This is a genomic window from Helicobacter sp. 13S00401-1 (genome assembly GCF_002272925.1).
In the GTDB taxonomy this organism is placed as follows: Bacteria; Campylobacterota; Campylobacteria; order Campylobacterales; family Helicobacteraceae; genus Helicobacter_I.
Genome location: NZ_MLAR01000025.1, coordinates 1 through 11,760, shown reverse-complemented (window position 1 = coordinate 11,760; position 11,760 = coordinate 1). Strand labels below are relative to the sequence as shown.

12 protein-coding genes and 2 pseudogenes are annotated in these 11,760 nt (G+C 35.0%); 3 read left to right on the top strand and 11 right to left on the bottom strand.

The window, feature by feature from the left end:
- From BKH43_RS08125 to BKH43_RS08100, 7 genes and pseudogenes are all read right to left on the bottom strand, one after another.
- The coding region (locus BKH43_RS08125) for a site-specific DNA-methyltransferase (protein WP_253248083.1) at positions 1-446 on the bottom strand (446 nt) is incomplete at its 3' end.
- A 374-nt stretch (positions 447-820) separates the two neighbouring features.
- Positions 821-1,921: an L-rhamnose mutarotase gene (locus BKH43_RS08120; protein WP_095230426.1), complete on the bottom strand. Its 1,101-nt coding sequence runs from the start codon at positions 1,919-1,921 to the stop codon at positions 821-823.
- 37 nt (positions 1,922-1,958) lie between these two features.
- Positions 1,959-3,230, bottom strand: a complete 1,272-nt coding sequence (gene fucP / locus BKH43_RS08115; RefSeq protein WP_095230424.1) for an L-fucose:H+ symporter permease — start codon at positions 3,228-3,230, stop codon at positions 1,959-1,961.
- A 32-nt stretch (positions 3,231-3,262) separates the two neighbouring features.
- Complete coding sequence (locus BKH43_RS08110) at positions 3,263-4,051, bottom strand: SDR family oxidoreductase (RefSeq protein WP_095230422.1); 789 nt, start codon at positions 4,049-4,051, stop codon at positions 3,263-3,265.
- Positions 4,052-4,108: 57 nt separating this feature from the next.
- Positions 4,109-5,299: pseudogene (locus BKH43_RS08105) on the bottom strand (UxaA family hydrolase); the annotation flags it as partial.
- Between the two features lie 81 nt (positions 5,300-5,380).
- A pseudogene (locus BKH43_RS08680) lies at positions 5,381-5,644 on the bottom strand (UxaA family hydrolase); the annotation flags it as partial.
- 19 nt (positions 5,645-5,663) lie between these two features.
- The gene (locus BKH43_RS08100; protein ID WP_095230418.1) at positions 5,664-6,563 is read right to left on the bottom strand and encodes a dihydrodipicolinate synthase family protein; all 900 of its coding nucleotides are present in this window, start codon (positions 6,561-6,563) and stop codon (positions 5,664-5,666) included.
- A gap of 154 nt (positions 6,564-6,717) precedes the next feature.
- Between BKH43_RS08100 and BKH43_RS08095 the strand changes: the two genes are divergently transcribed.
- Entirely contained in the window at positions 6,718-7,494 is a 777-nt protein-coding gene (locus BKH43_RS08095; RefSeq protein ID WP_095230416.1) for an IclR family transcriptional regulator, read from the top strand.
- 256 nt (positions 7,495-7,750) lie between these two features.
- Here the strand turns inward: BKH43_RS08095 and uppS are convergent, their stop codons facing one another.
- The 4 genes from uppS to rpsT are packed head-to-tail and all read right to left on the bottom strand — an operon-like array spanning position 7,751 to position 10,163.
- Positions 7,751-8,518 carry a polyprenyl diphosphate synthase gene (uppS, locus tag BKH43_RS08090; protein ID WP_095230414.1) on the bottom strand — a complete coding sequence of 256 codons (768 nt, stop codon included), beginning with the start codon at positions 8,516-8,518 and terminating at the stop codon, positions 7,751-7,753.
- Complete coding sequence (gatC, locus tag BKH43_RS08085) at positions 8,515-8,787, bottom strand: Asp-tRNA(Asn)/Glu-tRNA(Gln) amidotransferase subunit GatC (RefSeq protein WP_095230412.1); 273 nt, start codon at positions 8,785-8,787, stop codon at positions 8,515-8,517. The genes uppS and gatC overlap by 4 nt, the downstream gene beginning before the upstream one ends.
- Before the next feature lie 16 nt (positions 8,788-8,803).
- Positions 8,804-9,871: a peptide chain release factor 1 gene (gene prfA / locus BKH43_RS08080; RefSeq protein ID WP_095230410.1), complete on the bottom strand. Its 1,068-nt coding sequence runs from the start codon at positions 9,869-9,871 to the stop codon at positions 8,804-8,806.
- Between the two features lie 19 nt (positions 9,872-9,890).
- A complete protein-coding gene (gene rpsT / locus BKH43_RS08075) occupies positions 9,891-10,163 on the bottom strand; it encodes a 30S ribosomal protein S20 (RefSeq protein ID WP_095230408.1) in 273 nt (90 codons plus the stop codon).
- Between the two features lie 89 nt (positions 10,164-10,252).
- Here rpsT and glmM point away from each other — a divergent pair, with 89 nt between their 5' ends.
- Complete coding sequence (gene glmM, locus BKH43_RS08070) at positions 10,253-11,587, top strand: phosphoglucosamine mutase (protein WP_095230406.1); 1,335 nt, start codon at positions 10,253-10,255, stop codon at positions 11,585-11,587.
- Positions 11,588-11,622: 35 nt separating this feature from the next.
- Positions 11,623-11,760: glycosyltransferase (locus BKH43_RS08065; RefSeq protein WP_143429063.1), on the top strand; the 138-nt coding region annotated here is incomplete at its 3' end.

Sequence of the window (11,760 nt, the reverse complement as noted above, 5' to 3'; positions counted from 1 at the left end):
TTAGCATTACAGAAAGCCTTCTTATCATATAGTCTATCTATATCATCATGGGCTAAGATTTCATTAAAAAATATCTCTTTATGTTTATCATTATCTTTAGTAGCAGAGCCTAGTAAAACGCAGTCTTTAAAAGGAAAGTTAAGTACTACTTCGCCATCTTTGTTAGTGCTAAGTCCTATTTTATTTTTATAAAGTGTGTAGCTATCATTTAGCACATTTTTATTTTGTAAAAAGTTTAAAAACTCATCTTTTAAAAATACATCTATAGAATCTACTTTCACAAAAAAACTTTTCAAAAGATTACTTTCTAGTAAGGTTTTTAAGACCTTAGGGTTATTTTCCCTTATATCATCTTTTAGCTTAGTGATATTTATCTCACCTTCATTACTTACATATAGCTTTTGTGCTCTAAGGTAGTTAAAAAGTTCTAATTTTAGATCTTGCATAGTGTTCCTAAATAAAGTGTTTTAGACAGTCATTGTATTAGATAGTTTTAGTTTTGTAAAGCACTGTTTAAGCGTGCGTAAGAAGGATGTTTCCTCAGTTACGTTCGCGCAGTGATTGAAGGGAGGTCGCTACGCTTAGGTAAAAGAAGCGTCTTCTTAGTGTTAATTAAACTTACAAAGTAAGCTTTTATTAGCCCCCAAGAAAACGCATCGGTTTCTAGCTATTTATAGAAAACGGTGCGTTTTCTTAATTTAGCTAAAAAAAACAAAATGCACGTAAAGCTAAAACCCACTCAAGGCTTAGCCTTAAGTAGATTGTGATGTGATAGATTCTATAGCTTACAAAATCTATATTTTTCTAAGACAAAGTAGTCTTACTTTAGTTTATAAACTCTCTCCATATCAGCCCACCATTCATTTTTAAAAGCACCTTCTATCCTAGTTTGACAAGGATCAGTTTCTTCCCACCATTTTTGAGTTAAAGGGTCTTTTGCCATTTGTGCCATATCATAGTCATAGTCATCACCACTATACTCCATGAAAGAAAAAAGGATATCACCTCTATTAAATATCTCATACCTTGTGATGCCACATTTTTTTATCATCTCATTAACTCCAGAAAAAGGGTTAGCGTGAAGTTTTTTGTAGTAGGCTATCTTGTCAGGGCGAAGTTTTATGACACTAGTTAAAACCTTAGTTTCATTAATCTTATAAAGCTTTTTAGCGTTTTTAGAAAAAAAGTTTGGGTCATCTTTAAAGAACTCACGTAAGGTATTAAAGTGAGTATCAAAGTCAGCATATAGCTTGATGACTGGAAAGTTGGATGCATATAAAAGCTTAGATCTATCAAATGTATCATCTATAAAGCTTAAAAGCTCTTTTGTAAACTTAGCATCACTAGTTTTAAAGCCACTTACTTTTACGTAAAGATTAGGAAGACTGGCAAGATTTTTCATAGCTTTTTTATACTCTGTGCTTAAAGATTCCACATTGCCAAGATGATTAAGCACTACTTTACACTCTGGCACTTTAGAAAAAGAGTTATAAGCATCTTCTAGCTCTTCTACTCTATTACAACTTTCAAAAAGCAAGTTACTACTAGCTAGTACCTCTAGGCCTTCTATAAAGCTTTTTTCTAAACACCTACCACGAGGATGGCTTGGAGTGTGTAAAGGCTCTCTAACTCCAGCTATCCCTAAAGGCAAACTCATAGACTTGCTAAGCTCTGCTCTCATAACTTTTGCAAGTATGATTGAGCTATCAAGCCCATAGATATATTCATTTTCTTTGAATCTATCACTACAGTCTACTTCTACATAAACCCCACCTTTTAAAAATGCATCAACTGGTCCATAAAGCTTTACAAAGTCATCAAGACTAAAACTTTTATCTATAGCCTTACAGTCTTTAAGCCATGGGAGGCTTAAGACATCTAGATTCCATATATGAAAATGACTATCTACAACTTCTAACATTTTTTATCCTTTGTTAGTTTAGCGTGCGTATCTTGCACTATTTGTTGTGTGCTGCTTTTTCCAATCTTGCTAGTTTTGCTAGGTCTCTTTTTTCAAAGAAGCTTGCACTAAAAGCAAACCATGCTACATAGATGAAGCAAGGGATTAAAAGCACATAAGCCCATTGTATATTTACCACATCAGCTATTTTTCCCATAAAGTAAGGAAGGATAGCACCACCAACGATACTCATAACGATTACTGAACTAGCAGTTTTTACCTTATTACCAGTCATACCTTTTAGTGCGATAGAAAAGATAGTTGGATAGCTAATAGACATAAAGAAGAACACTGCTATTAATAAATAAACTGATACTTTTTCAATCCCAGCTACTACTAAGATAGTTAAGATCACATTTATGATAGAGTAGATTCCAAGTAAGATATCACCTGATACTACTTTCATAAGTGGGGTAGTTACTATCCTACCTGCCATAAAGGCTATTAGTGCGACTGAGAAGAAGTAAGCTGCATGCTCTGGGCTTAGTCCATGATAGTGGGCTAGTGAGTAGTTTATGAAAAACGCACCCGCACCAACTTGAGCAGCGACATAAAGAAACTGCGCTAAAACGCCTAATGGGAAGTTAGTGTGAGACATAAGTTTTCTTTCTAAACCATCTTTTTTAGCCTCTAACTCAGCCTTTTTATCAGCCTCAGATTCCACAGTATCTGGCATCTTAACAGCTATAAATATAAACATGATGATTAACACTACTATGGCTATAACTACATAGATCCAAGAGATGTTGTTCATATTTTTATGTATATCTTTGCTAGCTGCAAAAGATAGCAGTAAGGTTCCAGCTATTATTGGCCCAAGGAACTGTCCAACTCCGTTAAAACTTTGAGCAGCATTAATCCTAAAAGATGAGTTCTTGTCATCTCCTAGCTTAGTTATATAAGGGTTTGCATTTGTTTCTAGTGATCCAAGTCCACAAGCAAGCACAAAGAAGGCAAACAAGAAAAAAGGAAAACTTGCTAAGTGTGCAGCTGGTATTATCAAAAATGAACCAAGGGCATATAAAAATAGCCCAACTACTATACCTATCTTATAACTAAAGCGTCTTGCTATCCAGCCAGCAGGCAGTGCGAATACAAAGTAAGCACCAAAGTAGGCCATCTGTATAAAACCAGATTCTGCTTTTGTTATATGAAGGTGAGTTTGAAAGTTTTTGTTCATAACATCAACTAAACCATAACTAAATCCCCAGAGGAAAAATAGCGCTGTAACCAAAACTATTGCTAGTTTTACATTCTTATTATTTTGCATCTTTTATCCTTGTTGCTTTGAAATCTTAGAGCCTAAACTAGTGCCCTATCTAAATGCACATAACCACCATCTACAAAAATCCACTGGCCAGTAGTATGAGAGCTTTTTGGGCTAAGTACAAACACACCTGTATCACCTATCTCTTCAGGAGTAGTCATTCTGTTTTCTAAAGGAATCTTGTCTGTGATAACTTTTAGTCTTGCTTTTTGATGCGCTTCATCACCAAAAGTTTTTATCCAGTTTGCATAAAGTGGAGTAAAGCACTCACTTACTACTATGGCATTAACCCTAATGTCATAGTGTATAAAGGCTACTGCCCACTCTCTTGTGAGACCTAAGATTCCACCTTTTGCAGCAGCATAGGCACTAGTTTTGCCTTGACCAGTAAGGGCAGTTTTGCTAGAGATATTAACTATAGAGCCTTTAGATTCTTTAAGATAAGGAAGAGCACTTCTTACTACTTCATAGTAGTGAGTAAGGTTGCCGTGTATTGATTTTTCAAAGTCTTGCCAAGAAGTAGTTTCTATGGCTTTATTATCATTAACACCAGCGTTATTTACGATTCCATAGATACCGCCACGAGTTTTAGCTACTTTATCTACTAGAGGTTTTATCTCATCTGTATTACAAAGATCTATTTGATAAAAATCATAGTTTGTAGTTATGGCTTCTATTTTTTTCTTAAACTCATCTGTGATACTTGATCTTGAAAAGATTACTGGTATAGCACCTTCTCTTGCTAGAGATAAACTAAAACCTTCGCCTATACCTTTACCACCACCAGTTACTATAACTACTTTATCTTTTAATTTTAAGTCCATAATGTCTCCTTAATAAAATGATTAATTCTTTTTATATACTCTAAAAAGCTAGTAGCTTTAAACAGTTGTTGCTAAACGCCAGATAGCAAAGTCGTTTTGTTTATTTATCTCAGCTTTGCTAAATTTACCTTCACCTAGACTTACTATGAAATCTAAGATCTCAGCACCTACATCACCTATAGTTTTTGTACCATCAATGATCTCTCCAGCATTAATATCTATGCAATCTGTCATCTTTTGAAAGATAGCAGTATTAGAAGAGACCTTAATAGTTGGGGTGATGGCACTTCCTGTTGGAGTGCCTCTACCTGTGGTAAACACACACACGTTGCAGCCTCCAGCTACCATGCCACTAAGTTGTTCTATATCATTACCAGGAGTGTTCATAAGAGTTAGACCCTTATCAGTTATCTTTTGGGCGTATTCTTTCACGGCAACCACTGGTTCATTGCCCGCTTTATATATGCAGCCTAGGGATTTTTCTTCTATAGAGCTAAGGCCACCAGCTATGTTTCCAGGACTTGGGTTAGCACCTCTTATATCAGCTTTAGCATCTATTACTCTTTGTTCAAAGCCTCTTACAGTAGAAAGTATCTCTTGTTTTACAGTGCTATTAGTTGCGCGACAGGCTAGGATTTGCTCAGCGCCTATTAGTTCAGTAGTCTCAGCTAGTATCACACTTCCACCATGTTGTATGATGATATCGCTTGCATTACCTAAGGCAGGGTTTGCGCTAAGTCCACTAAAGCTATCACTTCCACCACACTCAGTACCTAAGATTAAATCACTTAAGTCTCCTTCGCTTTTTTCCATTTGTAAAGCTTCAGTTATAAGTCTTTTAACTATCTCTGCACCTTTTTGGATGGACTTTTCATTACCACCAGCATCTTGTATAGTGAAGTGTTCTATTTTTTTATAAGGTGCCATTTGTTTTATCTGCTCTGCCACTGCATCAGCTTGCACTACCTCACAGCCTAAGCCCACTACTAAAACGCCATACACGTTTGGATTAGCGCCATTTCCTGCTATAACATCTTGGGTTTGTTTGGCATCATAACTTAGCTCACTACAACCATGTTGATGAGTGACGTGAACTACTCTGCAGTCTTCATTACCTAGGCTAAATTGATAGTTGATGATATTTACTATATTTTCAACTACTCTATTAGCACAGTTAACACTAGGTATGACTAAGACGTGATTCCTAAAACCAAAGCTTCCATCACCTCTTCTATAGCCTTTTAGTTTATAGCTTCTTTTAGCTTCTTCTTTAGCTGGGGCTTTATGAGTACAAGTTTCTTGAGGTACATCTGCTATGTTTTCATGTATATCTCCACGGCCTCTTTCACCCATTATATTATGGACGTGTACCCACTCACCTTTTTTGATATCTTGACTAGCTAGACCTATATGATTAGCATACTTTATAACTGGGTTTCCTTTAGGTATATCTCTAACTGCAAATTTATGACCTTTTGGTATGTCATTAAGCAAGGTTACTCCAAGGATGGTTTCACCTTTTTTAAGTTCTACTAAGGCAGTTGCTACATTGTCTATATCATTGACATGTAGTGCTTTTGCACGTTCTTTCATCTTTACTTCCTTTTGCTTTTTAGTTTTTAGCTATCTTCCTAGCATCTTTTAGAATCTCGCATGCTTTTTCATAAAGCCCACTTTTTAGTGAGTTGTATGGAAATATGGCACGCTCACTGATATCTAGTCCATCTAGATTCATAAGCTTTTTAAAAATTAGCGAGAAGTTTGTATCTAGGGCATAGATTTCCATTAGTTTATTTATAGCTTTTGCATATTTTGAAAGTTGGGTTAAGTCTTTATCATTAATAGCTTTTACAAAGCCTGACCATATATCTGGAGCGATGTTGCTAAGTCCTGATATGCATCCGCTTCCACCAGCACATACATTATCTATAAAATGATCATCAAAGCCTGAGTAAATCTCAAAATGAGGATGTTTTGGAAGCACAGTTTTTATTAAGTCTTTAGTGTGAGAGACATTTAGTACTGTATCTTTTATGCCTTTTATGTTTTTGTTAGCATCTACTAGTTTTAAAAGCACGTTAGCATTTACATCACAAGTAGTGCGACCAGGGTAGTTATAGATATATATATCTCCCTTGGTGTTTTTGGCTAGTGTGTCATAAAAGTCAAAGATATTTTGGTCATTTGCACCAAAGTAGTAAGGCATGAGGGCTACTGCTTTAGCCCCTAGTTCATGCACATACTTTAACATCTCTAAAGTCTCGCCAAAAAGCATGCTAGTAACGCCTATTTTTACAGGAACTCTTCCTGCAACTTTTGTAACGCAGTAACTAGCTAGCTTTTTTCTATCTTCTAAACTAAAGGCACTAAACTCTCCAGTGCTGCCAAATAACAATAAGCCATCTATCCCATGCTTTATAAGATAGTCCCATACTCTTGCATTACCCTCAAAATCCAACTTTTCATTCTCATCAAAGATACTTACTGTTGGAGTGAAAATTTTTGCTTTCATAACCTTCCCTTCAAATCTATGTTATGTTAGTATATACAAACTATATTCGTATATATATACGAATGTAAGATTAGCACAAAGACGGCAAAGCAGAATGTAGATTTTGTCTTAATTCTCTTTTTGTAAAATATTTTAAAAATAAATTGGCGGTAAAATGGCAGAACTACACAACCCAACACTGCGTGTCACAAGCGTTTTAAGCACACTGTATAAAAATGAAACAGGGATGACTTTAACTGAACTTTCAAATGCAACTAAGATACCAAAAGGTACTTTGCATCCCATAGTGTTAACGCTTTTGAGTACTCAGTTTTTAAAGATGAATGGTAATAAGTTTCAAATAGGCAAGAGTGCTTTTCAAGTAGGTAATGCTTACTTTTATGAGTTTGATCATATGGAGTTAGTCAAAAAAGTTATGAATCAAATAACACATGAGTGTGATGAGATCTGTCAACTTGGTGTACTAGATGGAGGTGAGGTGCTTTATATGGCAAAAGTTGAAACTTCATCTGCTATAAGGCTAACATCTTCAGTAGGCCATACACTTAAGGCCTATGCTACAGCTATAGGACGCGCTCTTTTAGCTTATAAGAGTGATGAAGAGATCTATGCTTTATATCCTGCTGGTATAACTCCTTATACTTCTAAGACTACAAGTACTATGGAAGATCTTCTTAAAAAGGTAGACCTAGTAAGAAAAACTGGTTTTTCACATGAAGCAGGTGAGGTAAATCCAGATATAGGCTGCCTAGCTATCGCTATGAAAAATGCTACTTTATCATCTACAAGTTTTGCAGCCATTAGTGTAAGTGTGCCGCTTTTTAGGCTTAATAAAAAGAAGTTTGAGTTTATAAAAGACTTACTTTTAAGAAAAAAAAGCTACATAGAACAAGAGATAGCAAGGGGATCTTTAAGTTCTTTTAAGTCTTAGAATCTATGCCCATCTATTCTCAAGATAGCCAAGCTTAAGCTAGATAAAAGTTTTGATAAAGCAAGTTAGAAACTAAAAAAGGATAAGTTTTTTTAACCAACTCTTTCCTAATCTTACTTTTTGATGCTATCTGGATGGTGTTAAAGGTTAAAAGGGCTTTCTTGATAGGTAACTTTTATTTTTATGTTTCAAGGAAAAATTTATAAAAAACTTTTAGGTATTTTAAGTATTAGAGTTTAAGATTTTTATTTAAGACTTAAAGGCCACCAAAACGTCTTTGTCTTTCATCAAAGGAATCTAAGATTCTAGCAAGCTCTTCTATACTAAGTTCAGGCCAAAAAGTATCAGTAAAAAAAAGTTCAGCATAGCTAAGCTGCCAAAGTAAAAAGTTTGATAGGCGTTTTTCTCCACCAGTTCTAAGCAGTAAGTCAACTGGAGGCATATTTGCAGTATCTAAGTTTTTATCTATGAGCTCTTGAAGCAAGTTTTTAGAAAGTAGTGAATCTAGTCTTGTAAGAACATCTATTTTATTAGCATCTTCTATAGGCTCACTTTGAAAGTTGTTATCTTTTAGATTTTTTATTATTGATTTAAAACTTAAAAGTGCAGCGCGTGATATTTCATCTTGGGAGCCGTAGTTTAAGGCTAGAATCTGGGTTAGGTTTGAAAAATCTTTAGTTTTTTCTTTTAAGTAGATTATCCTTTCTTGAAGCTTAGTGTTTAAGTAGGATATATCGCCTATAGTATTAAAACATATGTTATTTTTTATATAGCTTTCTTCTTCATCATTTAGATACTTTTCTAGTAAGTGCATCAAAAAGTCTACTTCTATCTTAGGACGTTTCCAGTTTTCAGTAGAAAAGGCATATAAAGTAAGATGAGTTATCTTTCTTTTAGCACAAAACTCAGTTATCTCTCTTACTTTTAAAGCGCCTGCCTTGTGACCATCTTTTCTCTTTTTTCCATTTGCATTAGCCCACCTTCCATTCCCATCCATAATAATGGCTAAATGTTTTAAACTCATTCAATGATTTTTGGAACTATAAAAAAGCCATTTTCCACAAAAGGCGAAAGTTTACTAACATCTATATTTGCATTTATAACTTCATCTTCTCTTAAGGGAGTGAAGTGTTTAAGCTCGCAGTCTATCTCTTTTACATCTATTTCTTTTAAGTTATCCATGAAAGAAAGCACTTCGCTTAGTTCTTTTTTAAAAGCCTCTTTTTTATCATCTTCTAGTTTTATCATACTTAGATTTTCAAGCTTGCTTAATGTTTTATCATCTACTACCATGTGAAGTCTCCTTTGTTTAAGAGTTGTCATTGCCTAGTGCTAGACTTTGGGCGTGGGCGATTAGCGGGTCTATAACTTGATCTAAAAGTCCTCCCATCATAATCTCTTCTAGGCTATAAAGTGTTAGTCCTATCCTATGATCACTTAGGCGGTTTTGTGGATAGTTATAAGTTCTTATACGCTCACTCCTATCACCACTTCCTACTTGATTCTTCCTATCAGCAGAGTTTTTAGCGTTTTGTTCTTCTAACTTTGCTTCATAGATTCTAGCTTGCAAAATCTTTAATGCCTTATCTTTGTTTTTGTGTTGAGACTTTTCATCTTGCATGGATACAGATATGCCAGTTGGGATATGAGTTACTCTTACTGCAGAATCTGTAGTGTTAACACTTTGCCCACCATGACCCCCACTTCTAAAAACATCTATCTTCAAGTCATTTGGGTTGATGTTGACTTCTACGCTATCAACTTCTGGCATGATGGCTACAGTTATGGCTGAAGTGTGTATCCTTCCTTGAGATTCTGTTTTGGGGATTCTTTGAACTCTATGTGTGCCACCTTCATATTTTAGCTTAGAGTAAGCACCATTACCCTTAATCAAAGCTATGATTTCTTTATAGCCACCAACTGAATTTTCACTACTGCTTATGATCTCAACCTTCCACTTCTTGCTATCTGCATATCTTACATAAGCATCAAACAAGTCACCTACAAAGATTCCAGCTTCATCTCCACCAGTACCAGCCCTAATCTCTAAGTATATATTCTTAGAATCGTTTGGATCTTTTGGTATAAGCAGTAGTCTTATGTCTTTTTCTAAAGTATCGATTTGAGATTCTAAGTCTTTTATCTCTTCTTTTGCAAGCTCAGCTAAAGATGGATCTTCTAAGAGGGCTTTTGAAGATTCTAAGTCTTGTAGTACTTTTAAGTAGTTAGTTGCCTTAGTAGCTATCTCTTCTAGCTCGCTTTTTTCTTTGCTTAAAGCAGTTAGACGCTCTATATCATTTAGCACAGAAGGATCGCTTAGGAGGTTTTCAACTTCTTTGCTCCTAGCAATAATTGGCTTTAGTTTGTCTATAAACATATAGTAGTTAAATGGTGGTTTAGTTTGTTTGGGCTATTTTTTTAATAGCAGCGTTTAGGCGAGATACTTTTCTAGAAACTGTGTTTTTCTTAACAACACCTTTGCTTACAAACTTATGAAGCTCTTTATTAGCTATCTTAAAAGCGTCATTTGCTTTAGTTAAGTCGCCACTTGCTATAGCTTCTCTAGTGTTTCTTAGGATGTTTTTGATACGTGTTCTGTAGTATCTGTTTCTAATAGTACGTTTTTCTGTTTGTCTGATTCTCTTTTTTGCAGATTCATGATTAGCCATTACTAAGTCCTTGTTATTTCAAAGTTTAAAAGCCTTGATTGTAGCACAATATGATAGAATTTTGAAACTTAACAACTAAGGTAAAAGCTATGAAGATTTTTGGGACAGATGGAGTTAGAGGCAAGGCAGGAAGGGATATAAACGCACTAAGTGTTTTAAAGCTAGGTATGGCAGCAGGTGTTTACTTCCAGCAAACTTCAAAGTCTACTAATAAGATTATAGTTGGTAAAGACACTAGAAAAAGCGGATATATGATAGAAAACGCCCTAGTTAGTGGTCTTACAGCAGTTGGTTTTGATGTTATACAAACTGGCCCTATACCAACACCAGCTATATCTTTTCTAACTCAAGATTTACGTTGTGATGCAGGCATCATGATAAGTGCAAGTCATAATCCTTTTGAAGATAATGGAATCAAGTTTTTTAACTCTAGTGGTTTTAAGCTTGATGAAGATAAGGAAGAAAAGATAGAAGAGATCTATCATAGCGAGCTATTAAAGTATTCTAAAACTGATAAAGAGATAGGCTATTCAAAGCGTATAGATGACGTAGTAGGGCGCTATGTAGTTCATATAAAAAACTCCTTTCCAAAACACCTAACACTTCAAGGCTTGCGTATAGTAGTAGACTGTGCTAATGGTGCAGCTTATAAAGTAGCCCCTTTAGTTTTTAGCGAGTTAGGAGCTGATGTGATAGTAGTAAATGATCATCCTAATGGCTATAACATTAATGAATCTTGTGGGGCAATGCATCCTTATGAGCTAAGTCAAAAAGTAAGATATCTTAGAGCAGATATAGGATTTGGTTTAGATGGAGATGCTGATAGATTAGTAGTAGTTGATGATTTAGGCAATGTAGTTCATGGTGATAAATTAATAGGTGCTTTAGGTCTTTATCTAAAGTCTAAAAATATGCTTAAAAATGATGCCATAGTAGCAACTATAATGAGCAATCTTGCCTTAAAAGACTTTTTAAGAACTCACAATATAGATGTGATCTCTTCTAATGTAGGCGATAAGTACGTGCTTCAAGCTATGAAAGAAGATGATTTAAACTTTGGAGGGGAGCAAAGTGGGCATGTGATATTTGGTGATTTTTCTCAAAGTGGGGATGGGCTAATATGTGCTTTGCAGGTTATGGCCATGGTCTTAGATAGTAAGCAAAAAGCACACGTTGTGTTAAATCCTTTTTCTTTATATCCTCAGATTCTAAAAAATATACCAGTTAGCAAAAAGATCCCACTTGATAAGATAGAGGGTTTAAAAGATAGGCTTAGCGAGATAGAATCTAAAGAGATAAGACATCTTATACGCTACTCAGGTACAGAATCTAAACTTAGGATCTTACTTGAAGGTAAAGATGACACGCTTTTACATTATTACATGGATAGCTTAGAGGCTTTTTTTGCAAAAGTCTTAGCTTAGATAAAAGCTTTAGTTTAATGATGGGAGAGGGGATTATGGATATCCTAGGAGAAGAAGGCTTAGTCTCAGTTATCATCCCTATTTATAATGTAGAAAAGTATCTTGAAGCTGCACTAGATTCTATACTTAATCAAACTTATAAAAACCTAGATATCATCTTAGTTATAGATGGT